Raw genomic sequence first — 12,555 nt, forward strand, 5'->3', positions numbered from 1 at the left:
GTTGTTAAGGCTCTTCTGGCCTTTAAAAACGTCAAATAAATGACGGTCCCTTCGTAAGGGTTTATCGATATTAGGTAAGAATCGGCGGGATGAATACTATGATTTAGATATTATGTTAATAATATGTTGAAAGTGAGTGTCATATCACTCATACAGCGCGAAACAGCTCACAAAAATACACGCAACAGTTTCGTTTGCAAGATAAAATGTTGATTCCGTCGTAACTATGGGTTTTATCACTATTTTCCTCTCCCCGGGCGGAGAGAGGAAATAAGAAAAGTCGATTACAGGATTTCCAGCAGCTCGACTTCAAAGACCAGAGTGCTGAATGGCGGGATGGACGCGCCAGCGCCACGCTCGCCGTAAGCCAGGTTGTGCGGGATGGTCAGTTCCCATTTTGAACCCACTGGCATCAGGGTCAGGGCTTCGATCCAGCCCGCGATAACGCCGTTGACCGGGAACTCAGCCGGTTCGCCGCGCGCCACGGAGCTGTCGAACACGGTACCGTCGATCAGCTTACCGGTGTAGTGCACGCGAACGTGGTCGGTACGCGCCGGGATAGCGCCGTCGCCCTGGTTGATCACGCGGAACTGCAGGCCGGATTCGGTGCTGTTCACGCCTTCGCGCTCGCGGTTCTCTTCCAGATATTTCACGCCTTCGGCTGCCATCTCTTCGAAGCGCGCGCGACGCACGGCGTCAGCACGTTCGTGGATTTCACGCAGCGCACGATGCACAACGTCAACCGGAACGGCAGGCTGTTTGCCTTCCAGCGCATCAGCGATACCCGCCACCAGCGCTTCAGGTAACAGACCTTCCAGGCCGGATTCGCTCAGCTGCTGTCCTACCTGCAAGCCGATACCGTAACTTGCCTGCGCTTCGATAGTGTCAAAAGTCGGGGTGGTCATGGGTTTTCCTTCCATCACATTTAAAGTAGCGGGCAGCATATCAGCCATGCCCTTATGGGTAAAACTTTGTCTGAAGTTAAGGTGACAAACCGCGACGAAACAGAAACAATAGAGACAACCAGGATTAATCCCGAACTGATGTCACGGATGTCCGGTTTGCTACGTCGTTCAGGCAGTTAGCGAACTATACTTCGAAGCACAGGATATAAAAGACGCGGAGCAGGAGGAGAGCCATGCCCGGGCGATTTGAACTGAAACCTACCCTGGCGAAAATCTGGCAGGCGCCGGACAATTTTCGCATTATGGACCCGCTGCCTCCTCTGCACCGCAGGGGGATCATCATTGGAGCGCTGATGGTGATCGTGGGCTTCCTGCTTCCTTCCGGCGGTGATGATGTTGATACCGCGCCGGTCACCCGCAATGCGCAGCTGGATCTTCAGTCGCAAACGCGGCCGCAGCCTGACGCGCAGCCGATGCAGACGCAGCTGGTAACCCCGTCTAACGATCCGGGTCAGGTCGCACCTGTTGAACCCGAACCCGTTCAGGATGAACAGGAGCAGGCCGCAGCGCCGTCTGAGCCGCAAACCCAGCAGCCGACCGGCATTGAGCAGCAGTGGCGTTCCTATCGCGTGGAGCCGGGCAAAACCCTGGCACAGCTTTTCCGCGACCACAACCTGCCGCCGACCGACGTGTATGCCATGGCAAAAGTGGAAGGCGCAGGTAAACCGCTGAGCAACTTACAGAACGGCCAGATGGTGCAGATTCGCCAGAACGCCAGCGGGGTGGTCACCGGGCTGACCATTGATACCGGAAATGGGCAGCAGGTGCTGTTTACCCGCCAGCCGGACGGCAGTTTCATCAGAGCACGTTAATGGCGTATGCCGGGTAAGGCGAAGCCGCCACCCGGCACTTTTGTTCTCAGGCACTCCGTTTATTCACCCACCAGATCCCCGAGCAGACCAGCACCAGCGCAATCGCGTATTTGATATCCAGAATGTTTTCGCCGAGGAAAATGGCGGAAAGCACCGTCCCTGCAACAGGAATGACAAAGTTGAACGGAGCAATCATGCTTACCCGGTTCACTTTCAGCAGCGCGCTCCACAGGGCGAACGCCACCGATGAGAGCAGCGTCAGATACCCCAGCACCGCAACGGCCTTCATGCTGTGCACTTCCAGCGTTCCGCCCGTGGCATAACCTCCCGCAACCAGCGCAGCCCCGCCTATCGCCAGCTGCCAGCCGGTCATCACCGTTGGGTCGACGGTCTGGGAAATACGTTTCCCGTAAAGCGTGGCGGCAGAGAGAATAAAAGCCGCCAGCACCACAAAACCGTCGCCTTTCCAGATAAACTGGAAATCGCTCAACCCACTGTGAAAGTTCACCAGCATCACCCCGGCAAACCCAAGAATACAGCCCAGCGTTTTGTTATAGCTGAGTTTGTCATTGTGGTAGATAAAGTGCGCCAGCAGTACGCTGAAGAAAGTCCCGGTGGCGTTCATGATTGAGCCGTTTACCCCCGTCGTGTAGGCCAGTCCTATATAGAAGAATGTGTACTGAGTGGTGGTCTGGGTCAGCCCGAGGATCGTGAGCTGGCCAAACTGCGCGGGCGTGAGCCTGCCAATCGGTTTGCGCTGGGCCAGCGCAAACAGCAGCAGCAAGGCACCGGCAAACAGAAAACGGTATCCGGCAAAAACGACTTTGGACGGAATATCATCGGTCGCGATCTGAAAGAGTTCGTAGCCATTTTTAATGGCCGGGTACGAGCTTCCCCAAAGCAGGCAGCAGAGCGTGGCGCAGGCGTAGGCTACATGTCGACGGGCAAAGACGGGCGTGGGCAGAGCGGTATCCATGACAAATCTCATAAATAAAATTGCGTTTCAATTTATTATCAGAGAATGCGTCAGGAATAGCTACCATACGAGATAAAAAGAGAATTTCCGGTAGCCTTAAAAAAGCAAAACGCCGGCACAAGGCCGGCGCTTCGACGCGAGCAGAGTAAAAAATTACTCAGCTACAACGTTAACAACCAGTTTAGCGAACACTTCGCTGTGAACCTGGAAGTCAACTTCGTGCTCACCAGTGGTACGCAGAACGCCGTTCGGCATGCGAACTTCGCTCTTAGCCACTTTAACGCCTGCTGCAGTAACTGCATCAGCGATATCGCGGGTACCGATGGAACCGAACAGTTTACCTTCGTCGCCAGCTTTGGAAGCGATGGTAACAGTGCCCAGTGCGTTGATTGCTTCAGCGCGAGCGTTAGCAGCCGCCAGAACGTCAGCCAGTTTGGCTTCCAGTTCAGCGCGACGTGCTTCGAAAAACTCTACGTTTTTCTTAGTAGCTGGAACAGCTTTACCCTGTGGAACCAGGAAGTTACGAGCGTAGCCCGCTTTAACGTTAACCTGATCACCCAGGCTGCCCAGGTTTGCTACTTTATCAAGCAGAATAACTTGCATTACCTTATCCTCTTAAAGTCGTATTAATGGACCGTGCCCGATTACTGATGACGATCAGTGTACGGCAGCAGGGACAGGTAGCGAGCGCGTTTGATAGCGCGAGCCAGCTGACGCTGATATTTTGCACGAGTACCGGTGATACGGCTTGGGACAATCTTACCGCTTTCGGTGATGTAGTTTTTCAGCGTTGCGATATCTTTATAGTCGATCTCTTGAACGCCTTCCGCGGTGAAACGGCAGAACTTGCGACGACGGAAATAACGTGCCATATGGCTAGTCTCCAGTATCTATCAAATCAATCTGCTCGGCATGCAGAACCATTTTGCTCAGGCCGTTCTTTGCCTTGTGGCAAGAGATGAACCCCTGAACGATTACTGCGCTACCGACCGTTAAACTGTGAGTAATGGCCTGGTTTTCGTGTCCGCTAATAATAACGGGCATTTGGCACCACGCCTGCCGGTGAAACCCGGCTTCCTCTTGCACAGAACGATGCTCAAGCACGAACTGGCAATGCGGAATTCCTGATGGACTGACCTTTCGAAGGGGAGCCCTGCATACGATGCCGGACAACGCCAGACGGTTGGTCATCAGAAATTACTCTTCAGAATCCCCAGCATCAGAATCATCTGCGGTTTCGTTTGCGAAATCATCGCGACGCTCACGGCGCTCGTCTTTCGCTTTAACCATCGGAGATGCTTCGGTAACTGCGTTTTTGGTACGCATAACCATGCTGCGGATAACGGCATCGTTGAAGCGGAAGGTAGTTTCCAGCTCATCGATAACTTCCTGCGGCGCTTCAACGTTCATCAGAACGTAGTGTGCTTTGTGCAGTTTGTTGATCGGGTAAGCCAGCTGACGGCGGCCCCAGTCTTCCAGACGGTGGATCGTACCTTCTGCACCAGTGATGGCAGCAGAGTAACGCTCGATCATACCCGGAACCTGTTCGCTCTGGTCAGGATGGACCATAAAAACGATTTCGTAATGACGCATCGAATTGCTCCTTACGGATTATTCAGCCTCCTGTCTGGGTCAGCCGAGGCCCGGGGAGGCAAGGAACGTGTTAAAGGTCGGCTGAAAAATTGACGCGTCATAATACTTGCCCCCCCCAGGAAACTCAAGCTGATTGCACAAATAATTCGCACAAAGCGTAAAGCTGGTCTAAGTGGGTGATTTAAAATTAATCGCATCAGGAAGCGTTGTTTTTTTGAACAACTGCATCAGAAATGGTCACGCATCCCCGCCGGAGGAATGATTACACTTTAATCAGAGATCAGCTGAATTAAAGAAGGAGTATTCCCCTCACACAGCACGCAGTCGTGGAGCGCATATCATGAAAAAAATCGCAGTAGCCATAATGGCGGCGCTTTTGCTCAGTGCAAACGCGATGGCAGCCATCAAAATAGACGGCCGGCAGGCCAGAAACATGGATGATGTGCATAGCTTAGGCGTAATCTATATCAATCATAATTTCGCCACTGAAAGCGAAGCAGATCGGGCACTAAATGAAGAGACCGATGCCCAGGGCGCAACCTATTACCACGTGATGTTAACCCGTGAGCCCGGCAGCAACGGCAATATGCACGCCAGTGCAGATATCTACCGGTAACCCTTAACGCTAGCACCAGGAAAGCCAACAACGAGAACATAGCCATAGTTGACGTTGCCCCCTGTCCGGGGGCTTTTTTTTATGAATGGCTCCGGAATACCACCGGTTACAACTGTTTTCGGTATTCCAGAGCACTTATTCACTTCTGCCCGTAGTAGGCATTCGGGCCGTGCTTGCGCATGAAATGCTTGTTCATCAGGTAATCGTCAATGCCCTGAAGCTGTGGATTAATGTCGCGGGCAATCCACGCCATGCGCGCCACTTCCTCCATGACAACCGCATTATGAACGGCGTCGTGGGCATCTTTTCCCCAGGCGAACGGGCCGTGCTGATAGACCACAATACCCGGCGTATGCAGCGGTTCGCTTTCACCCAGCGTTTCGATGATGACCTTTCCGGTGTTGAGCTCGTATTCGCCTTCCACTTCAGCCTGCGATAATGCCCGCGTGCAGGGAATGTCGCCGAAGAAGTAGTCTGCATGCGTCGTGCCCAGCGCCGGGATGGGCAACCCCGCCTGTGCCCAGGCGGTGGCGTGCGTGGAGTGGGTATGCACAACGCCACCCAGCGATGGATAACGCTGGTACAGCGCCAGATGGGTCGCCGTATCAGAAGAAGGACGCCATTTGCCCTCAACGACGTTTCCTTCGAGGTCGACCACAACCATATCGTCCGCTTTCATGGTTTCATACGCCACGCCGCTCGGCTTGATCACCACCAGACCTTGTTCTCGGTCGATGGCGCTCACGTTGCCCCAGGTGAACGTTACCAGGCCATAGCGCGGCAGATCCATATTGGCCTCAAAGACCTGCTGTTTCAGCTTAAGCATGTTCAGCCTCCAGTAACCCCGCGCGCGCCATACGCTCGCGCACCCAGTCCCGCGCTTTTGCCACTTCCGCAGCCGGATCGTCTGACGTTTCGCTCCACATCTCAATCAGATAAGGCCCGCAATAACCTGTCTGTTTGAGCGTCTCGAAGCACCGTTCGAAATCCACCACCCCGGTGCCGAACGGTACGTTTTTAAACACGCCAGGGCGGGTATCTTTGACGTGCACCGCAACGATATGCCCGATGCCCGCCTGCAGCTCCATCTGCACGTCGTTATCCCAGGCCGACAGATTGCCGATATCCGGATAAAGCTGGAACCAGGGGTTATTCAGATAGTGCGCATAGCCCAGCGCCTTGCTGATAGAGTTCATCAACGGGTAGTCCATGATCTCCATCGCCAGCGTGACCTGCGCGCGGCTTGCCATCTCAACGCTCTCTTTCAGGCCGTCACGGAAACGACGGCGCGTTTCGTCGTTGGCTTCCTGATAGTAGACGTCGTAACCCGCCAGCTGGATCACGCGGATGCCGACATCCTGCGCAAAACGAATGGCTTTGCGCATGATCTCCAGCCCTTCAGCGCGCACGGCATCGTCTTCACTGCCGAGCGGAAAACGGCGGTGGGCGCTCAGACACATGGACGGCACGCGCACGCCGGTTTCGGCAATGGCGCCCACCAGCGCCAGGCGCTGCTCGCGACTCCAATCCAGGCGAGAAAGGCGCACATCCGTCTCATCCACGGACATTTCGACAAAATCGAAACCCAGCTGTTTTGCCAGCCGTAACCGCTCCAGCCAGCACTCCCCTGCAGGGAGTGCCTTTTCATAAATGCCAAGCGGGACCTGTTTTGACAACATACCCGCTCCTTAACCCCAAAGCTGAGCGATTGAGCGTTTGAACTGACGCGCCGCTTCCACCGGAGATGCCGCGTCGCGAATGCTGCGGCCAGCGATAAAGACGTGAATAGGGATGCCCTGGAACAGCGGCAGATCTTCCAGCGCCAGGCCACCGGTGACGGTGACTTTGAAGCCCATATCCGCCAGACGCTTAATCGCGCTGATATCCGCTTCGCCCCACGCCACGCCTGCGGCTTGCGCATCGCGGCTGCGGTGATACACCACCTGCTGGATGCCCGCATCGCGCCACTCCTGCGCCTGCTCCCAGGTCCAGAAGCCGGTCAGTTCAATCTGCACATCGCCGTTAAACTCTTTTGCCACGTCCAGCGCGCCTTTGGCGGTGTTGATATCCGCACAGCAGATCACGGTGACCCAGTCGGCGTTGGCTTCAAAGCACATGCGGGAAAGGATTTTGCCTGCGTCAGCAATCTTGGCATCCGCCAGCACGATTTTGTGCGGATAGAGCGCTTTCAGGTCACGAACGGCGCGCACGCCTTCGCCCACGCACAGAATGGTCCCCACTTCGATGATATCCACCTCTTCCGCAATCAGGCGGGTGGTTTCGTAAGCGTGAGACAGCGTCTGGTTATCCAGCGCAACTTGCAACATTGGTAATGACATGTTCAATTCCTCTTAAACGGCCGCCGCAGTGGCGTTATCAATTAAATCCAGCACTTCCTGCGCGGTGCGGCAGGCGCGTAAACGGTCAAAATTGGCTTCGTCATCAAACAGGTTGACGATCTGCATGATGCCCACCTCCTGGTGGGTGTTGGCATCAACGGCCGCCATGGTGATGAGAATGTCGACCGGGTCGTTATCTTCGTGGTTGAACACCAGCGGCGTTTTCAGGGTCACCAGCGCAAAACCGGTTTTCTTGACGCCCTCTTCCGGGCGGCCGTGCGGCATGGCCAGGCCCGGCGCAATCACGAAATAGGGGCCGTGCTGCGCCACGCCATCCAGAATGGCCTGGTAATAGCGCGGCTCGACAACGTCCGCTTTAACCAGCAGATCCACACTCAGCTTCACCGCTTCCTGCCAGGTGCTGGCGTCGGCCTGTAAAAGGATGGCGTTATTCTCTGCCAGCGAATCACGTAGTTTCATGTGGTGTCCTTACTTCACGTCTTGTGGGAAGTGTTCTTTGATCACTTCCAGCAGTTTTGGCCCGAAATCCGCAGGCGACAGCATGTTGCGCACGCCTACCACATATTTGTTGCCCGACACGCTAATCTCACCGGCAATATGAGTTGAAGCGATGATGATGTCCGCGCCGTTCAGTTCACTTTTGTATTCACCCACTGCGCAGCTGTTCACCGTGTGGTCGATGTTTGACTGGGTCAAAAACTGGTCCACTTTCATCTTCATGATCATGGAGCTACCTTGCCCATTGCCACACACAGCCAGGATACGTACGGTCATAATCGAAACTCCTTAATGAGCAGACACTTCTGCTGTTTGTTTTTCCGCATCTTCTTCAGCTCGCAGCGAACGGCCAGCGAAGAACATATAAGCCAGAGCAATCAGGATGATGACGGCCATAAAGGCCAGACCGACGGAGGCAAAGCCCTGCATCATCGGCGGTGCCAGAATTGACCAGTCCGCCATGCCCATCCAGGCGCTCATACCGGTGAGCTTAACCGCCCACACGCAACCGAAGATTTCCACCATGCCCATCACCAGACAGATCTTGAGCGCCGCGCGCCAGCCGCCGAAGTGGTTAGCAAACACACCAATGGTGGCGTTGGAGAAGAACATCGGGATAAAGCCAGGAATGATCAGGATTGAGGAGCCGCAGCCCACCAGGATGCCCACCGCAATCAACTGGCCGATGGTGCCCCACATAAAGCCCCAGACGACGGCGTTTGGCGCAAAGCTATAGATAGCCGCACAGTCAATCGCCAGTACCGCACCAGGGATCAGACGCTGAGAGATGCCGTTAAAGGCTTCCGACAGCTCGGCGACGAACATACGCACGCCCTGAGTGATGATGAAAATCGCTACCGCGAAGGAGAAACCGGTCTGCAGGATATAGACCGTCCAGTGGGTTTTACCCGCCATCGCCTGCACGACGTCAATGCCGAAAGAGAGCAGAATGGCGCCGAAAAAGAGGGTCATCACAATCGCCGTTGAGACGATGTTGTCGTGGAAGATATTCAACCAGCCAGGCAGTTTGAGGTCTTCGACACTCTCCTCTTTTTTGCCCAGGTAGGGCGCAACTTTATAGGCAATCCAGGCGGCAAACTGCTGCTGGTGACCGATGGAGAAGCCACAGCCGTCGGTCACGATCTGCGTTGGCTTGTACATCATGTTGGAGGTGATACCCCAGTAGAGCGAGACCAGCACCGCGGTGCAGATAATCGTGGTCCACATTGGGTAACCGAAGATATAGAGAGAAACCGCGATCAGCCCCGCCTGCTGGAACATGATGTGCCCGGTGAGCATAATGGTGCGAATGCCGGTAATGCGGCGCAGGAGCACGTAAATGATGTTCAGCGCCAGCGCGAGCAGCACCGCATACCCCACCCAGCTATAGGCATCACCCATGCGATCGATGGTCGCCATCATTGAGGCGTAGGTATCAGAGATAGCGCCGTTGATGCCATACACTTCCGACATTTTGGCGACGACCGGCTTAAACGTGCTGGTCAGAATGCCTGACCCCGCCTGCAACAGCATGAAACCGATAATGGTTTTGATGGTGCCTTTAATAATCACGCTGACGCTTTTGCGCAGCAGGATGTACCCCAGGCACGTCACGATACCCAGCAACAGCGGGGCGTTGGTCATTACCTGATTAAAGAAAACGGTAAAGACGTTGTAGAGGATCTCCATAACTCTCTCCAGAAATGAGAACACAAGGGGCAATCCCTGTGCGGTTGGTGCCATCACTCTATTAATCACAAATAATCACCACAAGATTGCATTTGATTATTTGTGACGCATCACGCAATTTATTTCCATGCTGTTAGTAATGATTTTCACTACCGCACCACAAAAATAAATTAATCCTTATAATTCATCGAATTAATGTTTAATGCAGGATAATCTAACAAGTAAAGAGTGGAGAGTCCGTGAAGTCGCGCAGATAAAATTCCGCATTTTGACCATTGCAAAGCACGTCAAATAGTGCCAGCATTAATCATAACGAATCACCATGTGATTACTTTTGATTAAACCAGGAGTCAAAACGATGAGTAAAGTGAAAACCATTACCCGTGAATCATGGATTCTGAGCACCTTTCCGGAGTGGGGTAGCTGGCTGAACGAAGAGATCGAGCAGGAACAGGTTGCTCCTGGCACGTTTGCAATGTGGTGGCTGGGCTGCACCGGTATCTGGCTGAAATCTGAAGGCGGCGCCAATATCTGCGTCGATTTCTGGTGCGGCACCGGCAAACAGAGCCACGGTAACCCGCTGATGAAAAAAGGCCACCAGATGCAGCGTATGGCCGGCGTGGAAAAGCTCCAGCCGAACCTGCGCACCACGCCGTTTGTGCTTGATCCTTTTGCCATTCGCCAGATCGATGCCGTGCTTTCTACTCACGATCACAACGACCATATCGACGTGAACGTGGCGGCAGCGGTGATGCAAAACTGCGCGGACGACGTACCGTTTATCGGGCCGCAAACCTGCGTAGATCTCTGGATTAGCTGGGGCGTGCCGAAAGAGCGCTGCATCGTGATGAAGCCTGGCGACGTGGTGAAAATTAAAGACATTGAAATCCACGCGCTGGATGCCTTTGACCGTACCGCGCTGATTACCCTGCCGGCCGACCAGAAGGCTGCTGGCGTACTGCCAGACGGCATGGACGAGCGTGCGGTGAATTACCTGTTCAAGACGCCGGGCGGCTCCCTGTATCACAGCGGTGATTCCCACTACTCTAACTATTACGCGAAGCACGGCAACGAACATCAGATTGACGTGGCGCTGGGCTCGTACGGGGAAAACCCGCGCGGTATTACGGACAAAATGACCAGCGCCGATATGCTGCGCATGGCGGAAGCGCTCAACACCAAAGTAGTGATCCCGTTCCACCACGATATCTGGTCAAACTTCCAGGCCGATCCGCAAGAGATCCGCGTGCTGTGGGAGATGAAAAAAGACCGCCTGAAGTACGGCTTCAAGCCCTTTATCTGGCAGGTAGGCGGCAAGTTCACATGGCCGCTGGACAAAGACAATCTCGAGTATCACTACCCGCGCGGCTTCGATGATTGCTTCACCATTGAGCCAGATCTCCCGTTCAAATCCTTCCTCTGATTGTGAGGCCACATCGCCAGACCCTGTGTCTGGCGATTTCATATTTATTTTAGTAATTTCACGCTATTTCAAATATCATCTTTTCAAATCAATTCTTATCGGAATAGCTCATGACGGAAGCGCAACGGCATCAAATTTTACTGGAACTCCTGGCGCAAACAGGGTTTATCACCGTCGAGAAAGTGATCGAACGTTTAGGGATCTCCCCCGCCACCGCGCGGCGAGACATCAACAAGCTGGATGAGAGCGGCAAGCTGAAAAAAGTCCGCAACGGCGCAGAAGCCATCAGCCAGCAGCGTCCACGCTGGTCGCCGATGAATATTCATCAGGCGCAGAATCACGATGAAAAAGTACGGATTGCCAGAGCGGCATCACAGCTGGTGAACCCCGGTGAGAGCGTCGTCATCAACTGCGGCTCCACGGCGTTTTTGCTGGGCCGTGAAATGTGCGGCAAGCCGGTGCAAATCATTACCAACTATTTGCCGCTGGCTAACTACCTGATCGATCAGGAACATGAAAGCGTGGTGATCATGGGCGGCCAGTACAACAAAAGCCAGTCCATCACGCTCAGCCCGCAGGACAGCGAAAACAGTCTCTACGCCGGGCACTGGATGTTTACCAGCGGCAAAGGCCTGACCGCTGACGGCCTGTATAAAACCGATATGCTGACCGCGATGGCGGAACAAAACATGCTCAACGTGGTGGGCAAGCTCGTTGTGCTGGTCGACAGCAGCAAAGTCGGTGAACGCGCAGGCATGCTGTTCAGCCGCGCAGAACAGATCGACATGGTGATCACCGGCAAAGGGGCGAATCCCGAGATCCTCCAGAAGCTGGAAGATCAAGGGGTGAAAGTCCTGCGCGTTTAAAGATGCTTGCGGAAAAACGCCACCGTGGCGTCCAGCGCCGCTGGCGTGATGCGGTGGCGGACGCCTGTTTCCCACAAACAGGTCAGATTAGCGTCCAGTCCTTCATTCTTTAACGCCTGCTGCAGGCGGAAGGTTCCATCGGGCGGGACAACATCGTCCGCATCACCGTGCCATAGCAGCAGCGGGCGATCGGCCAGACGCGGCAATGCCCGGGTCACTTCCCACTCTGCCAGCATCGGCGTAATTTCCGTTAAATCCTGAGGGGGGAAAAGCGTCTTCGCCAGCGAGGTAAAATAGCCCGAGCCCATCAGACAGGCAACAGACTGCACGTCAGGATGATGCGTCATAATCCCCAGCGCCGTCATGCCGCCCATCGACGCCCCGGCCACCGCCAGCCGATTATCGGCCACCAGCCCTGCCTCATAGAGCGCATCGCGCAACCCGGCAAACTCGGTCAGGCTGCCGTGCAGAATGTGCCAGAACTGCCCCAGTCGCGCCCGCTCATTGCCCGTAAAGCGCGCGCCGTGGTCAGGCGCATCCGGCATTACCACGCGAAAACCCGCCTGAGCCAGCGCCACTGCAAAATAACTGTAAACCAGTTTCGATGAGGTAAACCCATGATAAAAAACCACAACAGGCAGCGATTTATCACGTTTCCCTGCCGGCACAGCGTGTAAAATTTCATGGTCGCCGAGATGGCGTATTTCAATTTCAATCATTGTCGACCCTGTACGAATGAATGATTCATAATGTTGAG

At 54.5% G+C, this 12,555-nt stretch carries 17 protein-coding genes; 4 read left to right on the top strand and 13 right to left on the bottom strand.

Annotation, left to right across the window (positions count from 1 at the left end; all coding sequences use genetic code 11):
- Positions 1-284: 284 nt before the first annotated feature.
- Complete coding sequence (fklB, locus tag A6013_RS12800; RefSeq protein ID WP_008502892.1) at positions 285-905, bottom strand: FKBP-type peptidyl-prolyl cis-trans isomerase; 621 nt, start codon at positions 903-905, stop codon at positions 285-287.
- A 233-nt stretch (positions 906-1,138) separates the two neighbouring features.
- Here fklB and A6013_RS12805 point away from each other — a divergent pair, with 233 nt between their 5' ends.
- A complete protein-coding gene (locus tag A6013_RS12805) occupies positions 1,139-1,777 on the top strand; it encodes an OapA family protein (RefSeq protein ID WP_028015272.1) in 639 nt (212 codons plus the stop codon).
- Between the two features lie 46 nt (positions 1,778-1,823).
- On the opposite strand, the gene A6013_RS12810 is transcribed toward A6013_RS12805, so the two are convergent.
- The 5 genes from A6013_RS12810 to rpsF all read right to left on the bottom strand — a co-directional run bounded on the left by A6013_RS12810 (position 1,824) and on the right by rpsF (position 4,346).
- Entirely contained in the window at positions 1,824-2,753 is a 930-nt protein-coding gene (locus A6013_RS12810; protein ID WP_049138537.1) for a DMT family transporter, read from the bottom strand.
- Positions 2,754-2,906: 153 nt separating this feature from the next.
- Positions 2,907-3,356, bottom strand: coding sequence for a 50S ribosomal protein L9 (gene rplI / locus A6013_RS12815; RefSeq protein ID WP_006810372.1), 450 nt, complete (start codon positions 3,354-3,356; stop codon positions 2,907-2,909).
- Between the two features lie 41 nt (positions 3,357-3,397).
- On the bottom strand, positions 3,398-3,625 hold the full coding sequence (gene rpsR, locus A6013_RS12820; protein ID WP_000135199.1) for a 30S ribosomal protein S18: 228 nt from the start codon (positions 3,623-3,625) through the stop codon (positions 3,398-3,400).
- A gap of 4 nt (positions 3,626-3,629) precedes the next feature.
- Positions 3,630-3,944: a primosomal replication protein N gene (priB, locus tag A6013_RS12825; protein WP_028015270.1), complete on the bottom strand. Its 315-nt coding sequence runs from the start codon at positions 3,942-3,944 to the stop codon at positions 3,630-3,632.
- 6 nt (positions 3,945-3,950) lie between these two features.
- Positions 3,951-4,346: a 30S ribosomal protein S6 gene (gene rpsF, locus A6013_RS12830; protein WP_014068637.1), complete on the bottom strand. Its 396-nt coding sequence runs from the start codon at positions 4,344-4,346 to the stop codon at positions 3,951-3,953.
- Between the two features lie 340 nt (positions 4,347-4,686).
- Here rpsF and yjfY point away from each other — a divergent pair, with 340 nt between their 5' ends.
- Positions 4,687-4,962 (top strand): DUF1471 family protein YjfY, encoded by a 276-nt coding sequence (yjfY, locus tag A6013_RS12835; protein ID WP_041911476.1) that lies wholly within the window; start codon positions 4,687-4,689, stop codon positions 4,960-4,962.
- A 139-nt stretch (positions 4,963-5,101) separates the two neighbouring features.
- Here the strand turns inward: yjfY and A6013_RS12840 are convergent, their stop codons facing one another.
- Genes A6013_RS12840 through ulaA form a run of 6 tightly spaced genes read right to left on the bottom strand, consistent with a single transcriptional unit; the run spans position 5,102 to position 9,509 of the window.
- Positions 5,102-5,788 (bottom strand): L-ribulose-5-phosphate 4-epimerase, encoded by a 687-nt coding sequence (locus A6013_RS12840; protein ID WP_069733192.1) that lies wholly within the window; start codon positions 5,786-5,788, stop codon positions 5,102-5,104.
- Positions 5,781-6,641 carry an L-ribulose-5-phosphate 3-epimerase gene (locus tag A6013_RS12845; protein WP_063154916.1) on the bottom strand — a complete coding sequence of 287 codons (861 nt, stop codon included), beginning with the start codon at positions 6,639-6,641 and terminating at the stop codon, positions 5,781-5,783. The genes A6013_RS12840 and A6013_RS12845 overlap by 8 nt, the downstream gene beginning before the upstream one ends.
- A 9-nt stretch (positions 6,642-6,650) precedes the next feature.
- A complete protein-coding gene (gene ulaD, locus A6013_RS12850; RefSeq protein WP_023334265.1) occupies positions 6,651-7,301 on the bottom strand; it encodes a 3-keto-L-gulonate-6-phosphate decarboxylase UlaD in 651 nt (216 codons plus the stop codon).
- Positions 7,302-7,313: 12 nt separating this feature from the next.
- On the bottom strand, positions 7,314-7,781 hold the full coding sequence (gene ulaC / locus A6013_RS12855; protein WP_045259633.1) for a PTS ascorbate transporter subunit IIA: 468 nt from the start codon (positions 7,779-7,781) through the stop codon (positions 7,314-7,316).
- A gap of 9 nt (positions 7,782-7,790) precedes the next feature.
- Positions 7,791-8,096, bottom strand: coding sequence for a PTS ascorbate transporter subunit IIB (gene ulaB, locus A6013_RS12860; RefSeq protein WP_003856022.1), 306 nt, complete (start codon positions 8,094-8,096; stop codon positions 7,791-7,793).
- Positions 8,097-8,108: 12 nt separating this feature from the next.
- Positions 8,109-9,509 (bottom strand): PTS ascorbate transporter subunit IIC, encoded by a 1,401-nt coding sequence (gene ulaA / locus A6013_RS12865; RefSeq protein ID WP_028015265.1) that lies wholly within the window; start codon positions 9,507-9,509, stop codon positions 8,109-8,111.
- A gap of 358 nt (positions 9,510-9,867) precedes the next feature.
- Here ulaA and ulaG point away from each other — a divergent pair, with 358 nt between their 5' ends.
- Both ulaG and ulaR read left to right on the top strand, forming a co-directional pair.
- A complete protein-coding gene (gene ulaG / locus A6013_RS12870; RefSeq protein ID WP_069733193.1) occupies positions 9,868-10,932 on the top strand; it encodes an L-ascorbate 6-phosphate lactonase in 1,065 nt (354 codons plus the stop codon).
- A 110-nt stretch (positions 10,933-11,042) separates the two neighbouring features.
- Complete coding sequence (ulaR, locus tag A6013_RS12875; protein ID WP_024907324.1) at positions 11,043-11,798, top strand: HTH-type transcriptional regulator UlaR; 756 nt, start codon at positions 11,043-11,045, stop codon at positions 11,796-11,798.
- Here the strand turns inward: ulaR and yjfP are convergent.
- Positions 11,795-12,517: an esterase gene (gene yjfP, locus A6013_RS12880; protein WP_069733194.1), complete on the bottom strand. Its 723-nt coding sequence runs from the start codon at positions 12,515-12,517 to the stop codon at positions 11,795-11,797. The genes ulaR and yjfP overlap by 4 nt on opposite strands.
- Positions 12,518-12,555 lie beyond the last annotated feature (38 nt).

The sequence above is a fragment of the Enterobacter sp. IF2SW-B1 genome (assembly GCF_001743375.1).
GTDB classification, from domain to species: domain Bacteria; phylum Pseudomonadota; class Gammaproteobacteria; order Enterobacterales; family Enterobacteriaceae; genus Enterobacter; species Enterobacter bugandensis.